The sequence below is a fragment of the Candidatus Delongbacteria bacterium genome (assembly GCA_020634015.1).
In the GTDB taxonomy this organism is placed as follows: domain Bacteria; phylum CAIWAD01; class CAIWAD01; order CAIWAD01; family CAIWAD01; genus JACKCN01.
The window spans coordinates 74,738-89,566 of the sequence record JACKCN010000002.1 but is presented as its reverse complement, the minus strand read 5'-3'; the positions used below and the strand labels follow the sequence as shown (position 1 = coordinate 89,566).

11 protein-coding genes and 1 tRNA gene are annotated in these 14,829 nt (G+C 64.3%); all 12 read right to left on the bottom strand.

Annotated features, from left to right (window positions below):
- Window positions 1–218 precede the first annotated feature (218 nt).
- Window positions 219–3,653: a lamin tail domain-containing protein gene (locus H6678_04505; protein MCB9473052.1), complete on the bottom strand. Its 3,435-nt coding sequence runs from the start codon at window positions 3,651–3,653 to the stop codon at window positions 219–221.
- Window positions 3,654–4,077: 424 nt separating this feature from the next.
- Window positions 4,078–4,151: transfer RNA gene (locus H6678_04500), tRNA-Pro, on the bottom strand.
- Complete coding sequence (locus tag H6678_04495; protein MCB9473051.1) at window positions 4,129–4,467, bottom strand: MerR family transcriptional regulator; 339 nt, start codon at window positions 4,465–4,467, stop codon at window positions 4,129–4,131. The genes H6678_04500 and H6678_04495 overlap by 23 nt, the downstream gene beginning before the upstream one ends.
- Before the next feature lie 42 nt (window positions 4,468–4,509).
- Window positions 4,510–5,406, bottom strand: coding sequence for a polysaccharide deacetylase family protein (locus tag H6678_04490; protein ID MCB9473050.1), 897 nt, complete (start codon window positions 5,404–5,406; stop codon window positions 4,510–4,512).
- 4 nt (window positions 5,407–5,410) lie between these two features.
- Entirely contained in the window at window positions 5,411–5,854 is a 444-nt protein-coding gene (gene dut, locus H6678_04485; GenBank protein ID MCB9473049.1) for a dUTP diphosphatase, read from the bottom strand.
- Window positions 5,851–7,086 carry an insulinase family protein gene (locus H6678_04480; GenBank protein MCB9473048.1) on the bottom strand — a complete coding sequence of 412 codons (1,236 nt, stop codon included), beginning with the start codon at window positions 7,084–7,086 and terminating at the stop codon, window positions 5,851–5,853. Before H6678_04480 ends, dut begins: the two co-directional genes overlap by 4 nt.
- Before the next feature lie 88 nt (window positions 7,087–7,174).
- A complete protein-coding gene (locus H6678_04475; GenBank protein ID MCB9473047.1) occupies window positions 7,175–9,391 on the bottom strand; it encodes a polyribonucleotide nucleotidyltransferase in 2,217 nt (738 codons plus the stop codon).
- A 280-nt stretch (window positions 9,392–9,671) separates the two neighbouring features.
- Window positions 9,672–9,941, bottom strand: coding sequence for a 30S ribosomal protein S15 (rpsO, locus tag H6678_04470; protein ID MCB9473046.1), 270 nt, complete (start codon window positions 9,939–9,941; stop codon window positions 9,672–9,674).
- Between the two features lie 40 nt (window positions 9,942–9,981).
- Window positions 9,982–10,878 (bottom strand): bifunctional riboflavin kinase/FAD synthetase, encoded by an 897-nt coding sequence (locus H6678_04465; GenBank protein ID MCB9473045.1) that lies wholly within the window; start codon window positions 10,876–10,878, stop codon window positions 9,982–9,984.
- Complete coding sequence (gene truB / locus H6678_04460; protein MCB9473044.1) at window positions 10,875–11,654, bottom strand: tRNA pseudouridine(55) synthase TruB; 780 nt, start codon at window positions 11,652–11,654, stop codon at window positions 10,875–10,877. Before truB ends, H6678_04465 begins: the two co-directional genes overlap by 4 nt.
- Window positions 11,655–11,658: 4 nt before the next feature.
- The gene (gene rbfA, locus H6678_04455) at window positions 11,659–12,072 is read right to left on the bottom strand and encodes a 30S ribosome-binding factor RbfA (protein ID MCB9473043.1); all 414 of its coding nucleotides are present in this window, start codon (window positions 12,070–12,072) and stop codon (window positions 11,659–11,661) included.
- A 3-nt stretch (window positions 12,073–12,075) separates the two neighbouring features.
- Window positions 12,076–14,826 carry a translation initiation factor IF-2 gene (infB, locus tag H6678_04450; protein ID MCB9473042.1) on the bottom strand — a complete coding sequence of 917 codons (2,751 nt, stop codon included), beginning with the start codon at window positions 14,824–14,826 and terminating at the stop codon, window positions 12,076–12,078.
- Window positions 14,827–14,829 lie beyond the last annotated feature (3 nt).

Below are 14,829 nucleotides of genomic sequence, written 5' to 3'. Positions count from 1 at the left end.
CCGCTGCATGCTGTGTGCCCGTTGGCAGGAGTCTTGAGAGTCGATTTTGCTGTTCTCCTGCGCCGCAAATCCCAGACCAGAACGTCTACCATTGATATTCAATGACTTGAACCCACACGTGCAGGAACACCAGCGGTCTTATCGTTCAGTTTCCGCCATGAAAAAAGGGGGCGCTGCACAGGCAGCGCCCCCCGGGATCCGAAGATCCTGTAAATGAACTAGTTGGCGGCAGTCACCAGATAGAAGCGCTTGCCAAGAACCACGGCACCCGAGTCGGTGTAGCTGGTGCTGGCGGTGTTGCCAAGCAGCGTGAAGCCACCGTAGGGGGTGCTGCTGCGATAGACATTGTAGCTGGTGGCTCCACTGACCATGTCCCAGCTGAGCTGGATGTCGCCGGCGACACGCACGACGCTCAGTGCGGGAGCGGGCAGGGCTTCGGCGATATCGGACTGGAAGCGCACCAGCAGCTGATAGCCACTGTCATGCGGGGCGGAGGAATCGAACTGGCTGACGATCGCGGTCAGGGTCACGGGGCCGGCGGGCAGAATGAACTGGTCGGGCACGGCGGCGATCTCGTAGGCGATGTCACGGTCGATGCGCACGGTGAAGACTTCGCCGTCAGCCGTACAGGTGTAGTTCTGGCCACTGCCGGCGATGGTCACCTGGCCGCTGGTCGGGAACACCACGTTCTCGATGCGGACCAGCGTGCTCTCCAGACTCTCGACGATCGCGGGAGTGGTGATGCTGGCCGCGGGAACCAGGGTGCCCACGGGAGCGGGTCCGGATCCGGTGACGACCACCATGGGATTGCTGCTGATCTCGGTCAGGCCATTGTAGTTGCTCACCACGCCGGTGGCTTCGATCTGGTCACCGGGCTGCAGGTTCATGCCCACCACGTCGCCGCTGAAGATCGCGGCGCCGCCGGTTCCATCTTCGATGTAGACGGGGCCGCTGGCGTCGAAGATCGTGCCGGCGGTAACCGTGCCACAGACCTTGACCGTGCTGCCGACCAGCAGCGCCACGCCGTTGGCATCATCGGCGGCCACGTCGGAAATCGGCAGGCAGCTCAGGGGTGCGGTCACGGTGTAGCTGATGGTCTGGCTGGTGCTGGTGTCGCTCATGTCGTCGGTGGCGGTCACGTAGTAGGCGACCACGGTACCCGCACTCTGCACGGGAATCAGGGCCGAATAGACATCACCGGACGCACTCATCACGGCGGTGTTGTCGGCGCCGGCATTCAGGCTGTAATGCAGGGTCGCGCCGCTGACGGTGCCGTCCGAATCGGTGATGGTGGCGGTCACCAGCACGATATCGGTATCGTCGGGATAGCCGGGATCGTTGCTCAGGCCAGCGATGGCCGGGGGCAGGTTGCCGGCACCAATGGGCACGTCACCCTGGTTGCGGACCTGGAGCTGGTATCCACCATCATAGGGGGCACTGGTGTCGAACTGGCCCACGATACCGGTCACGCTGGTGGGGCCGGCGGGGAAGGTGAAGGAGTTGCCCACGCCCACCACATCCACGTCCACACGCACCAGAATCGGGAAGGTTCCATCCACCATGGCGGTGAAGTTCAGGCCGCTGCCGGTGATCGGCTGCACGCCCGGGGTATCGAAGACCACGTTCTCCATGGTCACCAGCATGGCCTCGGTGGCCTCATTCATGCCGTCGCCAAGGATCACGGTGGGGGTCACGGGGTTGCCGGAAGAGATCACATTGATCGAGGTGACGTTGACTTCGCTCAGGCCATTGTACTGGGTCAGCACACCAATCACTTCCACTTCGTCGCCGATGGCGGTGGCGTCGCCGATGAAGGGCGAACCGGTGGGGCCGTAGATCGCCATGGCACCGGTGGAGTTCTCGACACAGGCCGGTCCGGCGGCGCCGAACTCGTGACCCACGGTCACGATACCGCAGACCTGGACCACGGCGTTCAGGTTCACGGGAACTTCATTGGCGTCCTGGGTGCGCAGATCGACGGTGATGTCGGCGCAGCCAAGGGCTTCGACCGTGTAACCGAAGACATCGCTGACCGTGGTCTCGGCGTTGTCGTCGGTGGCTTCCACGCGGTAGGCCACGATGCTGCCATCGGCCTGGGCGGGAATCACGCCCGTGTAGATCGCGCGGGCGGGCAGGGACATGGCCACCACATTGTCGGCACCGCCGTCGATGGTGTAGATCAGGTCCACGCTGACCAGGGTGCCGTCATCGACCACATCGGCCGTCACGGTGACCACATCGGTGTCGATGGGGGCCAGGATGTCACGATCGACGCTCAGGATGCTGGGGGCCGAAGGAGCGGCACCGCCCGGGGTGCCCAGGTCGCCAGCGCCGAAGGGGGTGGTGCTGGTGCTCCAGTTGGCGCCCACGTTGTTGTCGGAGTTCAGGTCCAGCAGGTACATCGACGCACCCGTGGGATCGGGCCAGGCGGTACCGCCATCGTACTCCACGCGATCGATCTCGGTGGCACCCTCGAGGATGATGATGGCATCGGCACCGTTGCCCAGGTTGTAGCTGCCCGGATACACATAGTCCAGAGTCACGCCACCGTTGAGCATGGTGTCGCCGTTCAGGCCCAGCACGGCGTAGTCGTGGGGCGCCACGACGACGCTCACGTCCACCGTGAAGGTGTTCACGCCGTTGTCGTTGAAGGTCAGGCCAAGCAGGTCAATGGCGTTGTCGGTGGCGTTGTACACTTCGAACCACTCACCGACGGCATCCGAGACGACGTTGGGATTCTGCAGGATCTCGCTCACCACCAGGTCGCCGGGATTCAGCGATGCCAGCGGCAGCACGGTGTAGCTCTGCTCGGGGGTGGTGGAAACGTTGGCCTCGTCATCGGTGGCCGAGATGGTGTAGAACACGTCGGTGTTGACCAGCTGGGCCGGGATGGCGCTGTCGGTCGTCCAGGTGCTGCCCGCGGAGAGGCTCATGGCGATGGTGTTGGTCAGGCTGCCGGAAGTCAGACCCCAGGCCAGTTCGGCGGACACGATGCTGCCGTTGTCACTCAGGTCGGCACTCACGGAAACCGCATCCAGGGGGGAGGGGTTGGCCGGGTTCAGCACGATGTTGCTGATGATCGGCAGGGCCAGTCCGTGGTAGCCGAGGTAGCTGAAGGTGTTCTGGGGATACACATCCCATTCGGTGTCACCGGCTCCGGCCCAGACCGTGTTGCCCTGGGTCACGCCAGCCATGCGGACCAGTGTATACTCCGAAGTGGCGCCCGTTCCGACGGGCCAGTTGGTGCCCGGGTCGACTCCGCGCTCACCGATGCCGTCGATCAGGGTGGTATCGGTACCGGAAACCTCGTAGAGGCCCAGGAAGTCGTCACCGTTGTAGAAGGTCAGGTCGCTGGTGACGTCGGCCACAGCCAGAATCGCCGGATCGGCACTGGCATTGGCGATCACGAAGACATCTCCGTCCGCAAGCATTCCCGTGAAGGCGCGCAGGGTGGGAGTGGTCGACCCGCCGTTGAGGCGCTCGATGACATAGTCTTCGAGATCGATGGGGGCGCCGGTGCCGTTGTAGACCTCGAAAGCCTTGTTGTTGCTGGAACCCTCGATGTACTCACTGAAGAATACACCCTGGGCACCGGCCAGACCGACGCTGGACAGAACCAGTGCCAGACTGAAATACTTGGCGCTGCAGTGCATGAAGCACCTCCGTTTAGAGGAAAGTGAAACGAATTGCTCATCGGAAAGCGGACAGTCTCCCCTCGTCCGCACCCACCGGTTTCTGGGCAGGAGCAATAAAAGGAGCAATAATTATGCCCTTGTCAAGAAGTGATGACACTCGTGTTAATCGATCTGGACACTCGGATTGAGCATTGCGAAGGCGTTTGTTTCTGTGGCAGTTAAGCCCGGACGAACTTGCAGCCCTGAAAAAAAGGCCATTTACTGGATTTTTCTCTCCGGGCGGGTGATGGAGAGAGCGTCCAATGTCGGGCGCGCGCAGCCAGAAATCGGGCGTGGACAATGACTTGCAGGGGGGCTTGGGGACCTGTGGGGGCGATGATTCTCGAGGCATGAGCCGGAAACAACACAGGGCCGTTCGCGATGAACGGCCCTGCCATTGTAATCGGGGCGACTGGATTCGAACCAGCGACCCCTTGACCCCCAGTCAAGTGCGCTACCGGACTGCGCCACGCCCCGATTGATCGATCATGTTCAGCAATTCCCTGAGCTCCGCCAACAGCGCCTCGCGATCGAGAGAACGCAGGCTGTCGCGTTTGCGAAGCTGTCGACGAGCCCCTTCCAGGGTGTACTTCTCGTCGTGCACCAAGCGACCGATTTCCCGGATCAGCTCGATGTCCTCGTGACGGTACTTGCGCGTGCCACCTTCCGTCTTGTGGGGCACCAACTGGGGAAACTCGTTCTCCCAGAACCGCAGTACGTGAGCTTCCAGACCGGTCAGGCGGCAGACTTCGCCGATTGAGTGATAGAGCTTCCTGAGCTCCGGACCGGCCACGGTCGCCTCCCCAGTTGGGTTCCTCCCGAAGAGTCCGCAAGTTTAACGATCCAGCGATTCACTTCCAATTGCCTGCATTGAATTCTGTGCCGTCGATCGGTTCCCGTCACTGCTGCGACGCGCCAGTTCGGCGGAGAGCCCCGCACCCAGGGCCGCCAACCGCTGGCGAAAATCCTCCTCGGCGCCTGCCAGCATGCGGGCCATCGCTCGCGGCCCATGGCTGCCGTAGATCATCCGGCGCGGCCGATCCATCGGATCGGCACTGCCGGCGCGCCCCAACCCCAGATGCAGGCCGGCGGCTTCGGCAAGGCGCCGGGCCCGGCGGTCGCTGAGTCCCCAGGGCCAGGAGATCACCCGGATCAGCAGACCGAATTCCAGTTCCAGATCCGCCCGCGCGCTCACCAGCTCCGCGTCCAGCACCTCCAGGCCGCAGCGATCCAGGGGCCGATGGCTGCGTCCGTGCAGGCCCAGCTGCCAGCCCGCGTCGAGCAGGGTGTTCAGCTGCCGGCGATCCAGATGGCGGGGAGCATGCAGCCAGGCGGCGGGATCCCAGCGGGCGCGCTGCCCGATAAAGTCCAGCACGGGAAACACCGTGGCGGTCCAGCCCCGCTCGGCCAACAATGGAAAGGCGTGATGCAACACGCTCTCATAGCCGTCGTCGAAAACCAGCAGGCATTGGCGGGAACCAACCGGGCGCAGGCCGCGCTGCCGATCGTAGTCTTCCAGAGTCAGGGGCTGGGCTTGCGCGTCGGCCAGACCCTGCAGCTGGGCGGCGAACCGCGCGCGCGAGACACGCGTGGACGAAGGGAGGGTTCCCCCCGAGATGCCATGCCAGCAGAAAACGGGCACCGCTTCGGTGGCAATCGGATCGCCGACATTCGGAAGGCCGGTCCGCAGGTCGGAGGGAATCTCCTCTGCTCCGGAAGTCGCGAACAACATGGGCTCAGACACCCGTGTGACCGAAACCGCCTGCACCACGCTCGCTGCTGGGCAGCTCCTCCACCACCACCAGCAGCGCGCGTTCCACACGGGCCAGCACGGCCTGGGCGATGCGCATGCCGCGCTGGATCACGAAGTCCTCGTGCCCCAGATTGGCCAGAATCACCTGCACCTCACCGCGATAGTCACTGTCGATGGTCCCGGGACTGTTGGGTACGATCAGCCCGTGTTTCAGGGCCAGACCACTGCGCGGACGAACCTGCACTTCAAAGCCTTCGGGGATCGCGATCTTCAGCCCGGTGGGCACCAGACGCATCTCACCCGGAGGCAGCACGAGGTCCTCCGTGAGGGCCGCCAGCAAGTCCAAAGCGGCACTGCCGCTGGTCTGGTAGGCCGGCAGTTCCAGACCTTCGCTGTGCGGAAGGCGTTGCACCAGGATCTCGGTCATTCGTCCTCCGTTCCTGTGATGCGGGTTTCGCAGAGAGCGTCCACGGACAACCAGGTGCGCGCACAGTCGATGAGCGAGTCGCGGTCGAGCCGCAGGATCTGCTGCACGATGCCTGCATCGTCCAGCGCGGGCAGGCCCGCCAGTTCACGACGAGCGAGCCGCATCAGGCGATTCATCGATTGCTCGTTGCCGATGGCCAGTCCGCCCAGCAACTGGTGACGCGTGCGTTCCAGCTCGTCATCGCCGGGGCCATTGAGCGCCAGATCGGCGAACTGACGCCGGATCCGTTCCACCGCTTCGTCGGCCCGGGCGTTGTCGCAGGCGATGTAGGCCCCGAAGGTCGTGACCGTGCGATGCACGTCCAGCCAACTGTAGACCGTGTAGCACATCGCATTCTCTTCGCGCAGCTCCTGGAACAGGCGGCTGCTCATGCCTTCGCCGAGCAAGGCGTTCAGTAGGTTCAGCTCGCGATATCCGGGGCTGCCGTAGGCCGGGCCGTTGAAGGCCAGATCCAGATGGGTCTGGAGAGCCGCCTGACGCGGGTAGTCGAAGACACCGGCGCCAAGTCGCGTGATCCGGGGTTCGTGAGGCGCGGCGCCCGCTTCCAGTTCGCCAAGCAGCCGTTCCGCCTCGCGGTGCAGTTCCTCGTGATCCAGATCGCCCACCAGCGCCAGCACGATGTTGCGGCCCCGCAGGAACTGGCTCACGTACTGCTTCAGCCTGCCCGCATCGATGGCCGCCACGCTGGCCTCGGTGCCCTGGATGGGCAGACCGAAAGGGGAATCGGGATACAGATCCATGAAGACCAGATCGCCCAGCTCGTCTTCGGGGGACTCGCTGACCATGCGGATTTCATCGCGGATCACCGAGAGTTCCTTGTTCAGCTCGGCCTGGTCATGGACACTTTCCAGACACAGATCGGCCAGCACATCCAGTGCCAGGCGCCAGTCGCGGCGCAGGGTCGTGGTGTAGAAACAGGTATCGCAGCGGCCGGTGGCGGCGTTGATCATGCCACCCCGTCCTTCGATGGTGGCACTGATCTCGAAGGCCGAGCGCCGCCTGGTCCCCTTGAAGTTCATGTGCTCCAGCACATGGGTGATGCCTTCGGGAAAACCCGCCTCGGCCGCACTGCCTTCACGGAACCAGATCCCGCAACTGAGCACCTCGCCCGGAATGCGCTGGCTGAGTACCACCACCCCATTGTCCAGCTCGCTGCGTCGGATGATCTGCATGGGTGGCAATCCGGGTTTGCATCACACGTTCAGGGAAAAAAGGGGCGCAGCATGCTGCGCCCCTGTCACTCGTCACATAGCGCCGATGTTATCTCCGGCCACCACGATCGCCACCGCCGCGCGGTCCGCCACGGTCGCCACCACCACGGGGACGGTCGCCACCGGGACGCGGGGGCCGATCACCGGAAGGACGACGGTCGCGCTCGGGAGCATCGACGTACCCTTCGGGCCGGGGCAGCAGGGCACGGCGGCTGAGGCTCAGCTTGCCATGCTCGGCTTCCTGGAGCAGCACCTGGATCTTGTCGCCCACCTTCAGCACGTCCTCGACGCGCTCGGTGCGGCCCCAGTCGATCTGGCTGATGTGCAGCAGGCCTTCACGACCCGGCATGATCTCGACGAAGGCACCGAAGGTCTGGATGCCCACGACCTTGCCTTCGTAGGTGGCGCCGACTTCGGGTTCGGCCACCAGGCTGCGGATCCAGTCCAGGGCACGGGCCAGGGCTTCGCCGTTGTCGCTGGCCACGGTCACCTTGCCGTCGTTCTCGATGTCGATGGTGGTGCCGGTGGCCTCGGTGATTTCGCGGATCATCTTGCCGCCTGGTCCGATGACCATGCCGATCTTGTCCACCGGAATCATCACGTATTCCAGACGCGGCGCGTACATGCTCAGTTCCTTGCGGGTCTCGGAGATGGCTTCGGCCATCTTGCCCAGAATGTGCATGCGGCCGTCACGGGCCTGGTGCAGGGCCTTCTCCATGATCTCGTAGGACAGGCCGTCGATCTTGATGTCCATCTGGAAGGCGGTGATGCCGTCCTTGGTGCCGCAGACCTTGAAGTCCATGTCACCCAGATGATCCTCGTCTCCCAGGATGTCGGAGAGCACGGCCACCTTGTCGCCGTCCTTGATCAGGCCCATCGCGATGCCCGCGGCGGGTTTGGTCATGGGCACGCCCGCGGCCATCATGGCCATGGACCCGGCGCACACCGTGGCCATCGAGCTGGAACCGTTGGATTCCAGGATCTCGCTGACATAGCGGATGGTGTACGGGAAGTTCTCCTTGTCGATCAGATGCTTCAGGGCACGCTCGGCCAGGTTGCCGTGGCCGATCTCGCGGCGCGAGGTGCCCGGACGCTTGACTTCGCCCACGCTGAAGGGGGGGAAGTTGTAGTGCAGCAGGAAGTTGCGCGTGGTATCACCGAAGATGCCGTCCAGACGCTGCTGGTCCTTCTTGGTGCCCAGGGTCACGGCACCGAGGGCCTGGGTCTGGCCACGGGTGAACAGGGCGCTGCCGTGGGCGCGGGGCAGCAGGTCCACTTCGCAGGTGATCTGACGGATGGTGGTGGTCTCGCGGCCATCCAGACGCCGTCCCTTGTCCAGGATGTTGGCGCGCATCACGTCCTTCATGCGGTCGTGGATCACCTCGCCGGTGAGCCCGGCCACTTCGGCCTGCAGTTCGGGCTGTTCGGCCCAGATCGCCAGCACACGCTCCTTGAGAGCCTTCACGGCCACCCTGCGCGCGGTCTTGTCGGCGATCTCGCAGATGGCGGCGATGTCCTTGTCCACCTCGGTGGTCACGGCGGCTTTCAGCTCCTCGTTGATCTCGGGCAGGGCCACCTCCCATTTGACCGGCTTGGGCAGCTCGGCCAGGATGCTTTCCTGCAGTTCGATGATCAGGCGGATCTTCTCGTGGGCGAAGCGGATGATCTCGAGCAGTTCGCTCTCGTTGATCTCGCGGGCTTCGCCTTCGACCATCGCGATGTCCTTCTTGGTGGCGGCAACCACCACCTCGATGTCACTCAGGGCTTCCTGGGCCTGGGTCGGGAACAGAATCAGCTGTCCGTCGATGCGGCCGATGGTGACACTGGCGATGGGAGTCTCGAAGGGAATCACGCTGGAGCACAGCGCCAGGCTGGCGGCCGTGCAGGCCAGGGGTCCGGGATGAGTGGCCCCGTCGTAGCTGATCACATCGGCCATGATCTGGGTTTCGTTCATGTACCCGTCGGCGAACAGCGGACGCAGGGGGCGGTCGATCAGACGGCAGGCCAGGGTTTCCCGGTCACTGGGCCGTGCTTCACGCTTGAAGTAGCCGCCCGGAATGCGACCGGCGGCATACTGCTTCTCCTTGTACTCCACGGACAGCGGGAAGAATTCCTGACCCGGGCGGGCACTCTCCTGGGCGCAGGAGGTGGCCAGCACGATGGTGTCTTCCAGGCGGATCCAGCATGCACCATGTGCCTGCTTGGCCACCTTGCCGACCTGCATGGTCAGCGTACGCCCATCCAGCTGGATGGATTTCTCGATCATTTCTGATCTCCTCTCGATGAAGGAAGGCTGTTGACAACGATCCCCGCTGTCGCCAAGGTCCAACTCTGAGGCACACCGGCCGGGCGACACACGCGAGCACCGTTCCGGTGCGCGTGTGTCGCCTCGCCGCTGTGCCAAAGTTTCAGGCCCTTTCAACAGAATCGCTTCGCACGCATCCTCCGCACTGGAGAACACGCGCGAAGCGAGCAGGGGCACCGATGAAGTGGAGCTCCATGCGCGGGATGCCCCGGAGGACATCGTCGGGCAGGCGTTCCGCTTGTTAACGGCGCAAACCAAGCTGCTGAATGAGAGTACGGTAGCCTTCCAGGTCCCGGCTCATCAGGTAGTTCAGCAGACGGCGTCTCTTGCCGACCAGCATCAGCAGCCCGCGGGTGCTGTGATGGTCCTTGGGGTTCGATTTGGCGTGCTCGGTGAGGTTGCGGATGCGCTCGGTGAATACGGCGATCTGAACCTTGGTATTGCCGGTATCCTGGGGGCCTGCACCATACTCGGTGCAGAGTTCGGCTGTACGTTCACGCGTGATGGACATGAGAATCTCCTTTGTCGTCCAGGGTCAGCAGTCCGGCGTCCTAACGGGCGAACCGTCCCTGAATGCGTTCGCGGTCCCGTGCAAGCTGGGTCATCAGCTCAGCCACGGATTCAAACCGCGCAATGTCGCGTACGAATTCCACAAGTTCAACGCCCAGCTCCCGACCATTCAGCTCGACCTGACGGTCCAGGATATGGATCTCGGGCACCAGACTGGTTTCGCCGAAGGTCGGGCGGGGCCCCAGATTCATCATCGCGGGCATCCGCTCGCCATCCAGCAGTGCCAGCACCGCATAGACTCCGGACCGGGGCAGCAGGCCATGCTCCGGGGCGAGAGCCAGATTGGCCGTGGGAAAGCCAAGTCCCTTGCCGCGCCCGTGCCCGGACACCACCCGTCCCTTGAGGACAATGGGGCGTCCCAGCAGCGTGGCGGCCAGCTGGATCTCCCCCAGCGCAAGGCTGTGACGGATCCGGGTGGACGAGACCGGCCCACCCAGAATCTCCACCGGGGGCAGCACCTCCAGGTCGAAACCCAGTCGGGGCGAGAGTTCCTGAAGCGTGGTGGCATTGCCACTTCGGCCTCTCCCGAAACCATGGTCGTGCCCGATCACCAGATGCGAAAAGCCGACTTCCGGCAGCAGCAGACGCTGGATGAACTGCTCCGCATTCAAGGCCGCCAGGTCGGCGGTGAACTCGAGCACCACGACCCGGTCCAGCCCGCAGTCGCGCAGAAGCTGCAGTTTTTCCTCGTCGCTGCAGAGCAGGGCCGGTGCGCCATCGGGATTCAGCACCTGACGGGGATGCGGGGAAAAAGTCACCACCCCGCTGCGCCCGCCCACTTCGCTGGCCCGCTCGCGCACGCGTTCGAGCAGCGCGCGATGCCCCAGATGCACTCCATCGAAACTGCCGATGGTGATCACGTCCAGGGGCGCGCTCATGCGGGCGACTCCCCGGGCGTGCGCCCCGCCAGCCGCTCAACCGTGTCCAGATCCAGCACCTGGTCCAGACTGAAGTCGCCGCTGGAAGTCCGGCGCAGCTCCTGGACCAGAGCCCCCGTGCCCAGTTCGCGCCCCAGATCGGAGGCCAGGCTGCGGATGTAGGTGCCCTTGCTGCAGAGAATGTCCAGCTCCAGCAAGGGCCAGTTCCAGCTCAGGACCTCAAGTCGGTGGATCGTGACCGCGCGTGGCGCGCGAACCACGTCTTCTCCGCGACGGGCCTTGCGATAGAGCCGCTCGCCGCCCTGTTTGATCGCCGAGAACATCGGCGGCACCTGCAGCTGGGGGCCGCGGAAACCCGCCAGAACCTCGTGCAGGCGTGCCGTGTCAAAGGGGGCTGTGGCCGCATCACAGACCACGTCGATCTGTCCGGTGCGATCGTGGCTGTCGCTGGTGACACCCAGGCGCAGCAGAGCCCGGTAGCCCTTGTCGCCGTGCATCACGCGGTCCTGCTGGCGCGTGGCGGACTTGCCCACCAGCAGGACCATCAGTCCGGTGGCGAAGGGATCCAAAGTGCCGCCATGGCCAATGGTGCGCACTCCCGTGATCCGCCTCAACTGGCGCACCAGCCAGAAGGAACTTTTGCCTTCGGGCTTGTCCAGCAGAACCAGAGCGCCCGCGGAGAAGTCCACGGGCGCGCTTGCATTGGCCTGAAGGGGAAGCAGCTCCGGGAGTACTCCCGGAGAGCTGGGGGACGGGGCGGGGGTCACGGACTCCATGGATTCAGTCTTCCCGGGGCTCCCCGTCCGGATCCGCGACCGGTTCGGAGGGGCTATCACCTTCCAGCTCCTGGCGTTCCTGCTCGAGCTGGGCCAGCAGATGGGTCACCGATTCCACCCGGTCGAGACTTTCGTCCAGTTCGATGCGCAGTTCGGGTACCGCGCGGATCAGCAGGCGACCGGCCAGCAGATGGCGCAATTCCTTGCTTCCGGCCACCAGGCGCGACATGCTCTTGCGTCGTTCGGCGGGAGTGCCCTGAATGCTCACGAACAACCGGGCCAGGCCCAGATCGCGGCTGAGGCGGACTTCCACCAGGGTCACGAAGCCCAGGCCACTGATCACTCCGCGCGCGAGCATCTGCCCGATTTCCTTGCGGATCTGCTCGGCAACCCGGGCTACACGCTTGTCACTGGCCATGGATCAGGAGCCGCCTTCCGTCAGTTCCAGACGACGGGTCACTTCGCGCACGGTCAGCGCCGTGATCAGGTCGCCTTCCTTGAGTGCGTTGAAACCATCGACCTGGATACCGCATTCGTAACCCTGCGAGACTTCGCGCACGTCGTCCTTGAAGCGCTTGAGGCTGGACAGGGTGCCCTCGTGGATCACCTGGTTGTCGCGCACCACGCGCACCTTGTTGGAGCGTTCGATCTTGCCCGACAGCATCATGCAGCCGGCAATGACCTTGCGCGAGATACGGAAGACCTGGCGCACCTCGGCGGTACCCACGGTCTCCTCGACCAGTTCGGGACGCAGCATGCCTTCCAGACCGGCCTTCATCTCCTCGACCACGTCGTAGATCACCTTGTAGAGGCGCACGTCCACGTGTTCGCGCTGGGCCAGTTCGCGCGCGTTCTGGTTGGGTGTCACGTGAAAACCGACGATGACCGCGCCGGAGGCCTTGGCCAGCAGCACGTCGTTCTCGGTGATCGTGCCCACGCCGCGGCTCACCACCTGCACGCGCACTTCGCCGGTCTGCATCTTCATCAGTTCGTCGGCGATGGCTTCGATCGAGCCGTTCACGTCGCCCTTGATGATCACGGGCAGCTCGGCGATCTCGCCCGCGGCGATCTGGCTGGAAAGCTTGGCCAGACTGAAACGCGCGATGCGCTGCTGGTTCTGCTCCTGCTGGATCTGGCGACGCTTGGCCGCCACCTGACGGGCTTCCTTCTCGCTCTCGTAGACCTGAAGGCTGTCGCCCGCCTGGGGCACCTCGCTGAGGCCGATCACCTGCACGGGTGTGGAGGGCGGAGCTTCCAGCCGTTCCTTGCCCAGCTCGTCGAACATCATGCGCACACGGCCCGTGGTGCTGCCCACCACGATGGCATCGCCCTTGCGGAGGGTGCCGCGCTCCACCAGCACGGTGGCCAGAGCGCCGCGTCCACGGTCAAGCCGGGATTCGATCACGGCTCCGCGTGCGGGGCCTTCGAATACGGCATTCAGCTCCAGGACTTCGCTGCAGACCAGAATTTCCTCGAGCAGCTTGTCCATGTTCTGGCCGGTCTTGGCGCTGATGTCCACACACTGGTAGGTACCGCCCCAGTCCTCCACGAGGAGGTTGCGGCCGGCCAGCTCCTTGCGGATCTTCTGCGGGTCGGCGTTGAACTTGTCCACCTTGTTGATCGCCACGATGATGGGCACCTTGGCGGCCAGGGCGTGATCGATGGCCTCCAGGGTCTGCTCCTGGACGCGGTCATCGGCGGCCACCACCAGCACCACCACGTCGGTGACCTTGGCTCCGCGGGCACGCATGGCGGTGAAGCTGTGGTGACCCGGAGTATCGAGGAAGGTGATCGGGTGGCCGTTGTGCATCACCTCGTAGGCACCGATGTGCTGGGTGATGCCGCCCGACTCCCCGGACACCACGTTGGCCTTGCGGATGTAGTCCAGCACCGAGGTCTTGCCGTGGTCCACGTGACCCATCACGGTCACGACCGGCGCACGCGAGGTCAGTTCGCCTTCCTCAGCGGCTTCCTCGGAGATCACGGCTTCCTGGAATTCCGAAAGGAATTCCACGTCCTGGTTGTATTCGGCGCACAGCAGTTCGATCACCTCGCGCTCGAGGCGCTGGTTGATGGTGACCATGGTGCCCATCAGGAAGGCCTTCTTGATCAGCTCGCCCACCGGCTCATCCAGCAGCGAGGCCAGCTCGTTGGCCGAGATGAACTCCGTGAGACGCAGGGTGTTGGTTTCCTCGTTGAACTCGCCCACACCCTGGACATGGCGGTGCTTGCGCTTCTTGCCCGCACCGGACTCCATTGCCCGCGAGGTTTCCTTGATGGTCTTGAGAATCTCGCGCTGGTCGATCTTCTCCTTCTTGCCCTTCTTGCGCTTCTTGTTGGCTCCGGCCGCACCCCCACCACCGGCAGTGGCGGGCAGCGTACGTTCGTGCTCGATGCGCTTCAGGCGTTCTTCCTCGGACTTGGTACGCTTGGAGCTGCGCTTGCGGCCTGCGGCGGCCGCGGCCTCCGCATCGGTGGGCGGCGGTCCGTTGACCACGTCGGTGGGCTGGGCTTCGGGCGTGACACCCTTGACCTTGCGCGTCCTGGCGGGAACCACCTTGGGTGGCTCCTCTTCGTGGTGATACCCGAGCACCTTGCTCGCGGTGAATACGGGCAGACCGATCTTGTCGCCCGAACCGGCACCCAGAGGCTGACGTGTCACGATCACGGGCCCGTTGTCGGATCTGGGCTCCACGGGCTCTTCCACCGGAGCGGGAGTCTCGGCCGTGGGCGTGCTCTCGGGAGCCTGCTCGGCTTCGGTCGGGGCAGGGGCTTCGGCTTCCACGGGGGGCTCGACAGGCTCGGGCTGTGGGGCCGGTGCCTCGGGCTGCGAAATCACCTTGAGGCGCTTGAGTGTCTCAAGCCGCTCGCTTTCGAAGCGTTCCGCCTCGGGTTCGGCATCGCCCTGGTGGAGAATGGTTTCCACCTCGGCCCGCCGGATGTCAGCCGGAGCCTCCGCCGCGGGCGGCTCGGGAGCATTGGCCGCCATGACCTCACGATAAAGGTCAGGAGCACGGTGTTCCAGGACCTTCAGGTACACGTCCTCACTCAGACTGGCATTGGGCGAGGTGGGAACCTCGAAACCCTCGGCCTTCAGGTAGTCCTTGAGGTGGGCGAAGGTCACCTTGAGCTGCTTGGCCAGCGTGATGACTTTGATGTTGCTGTTCGACAAACG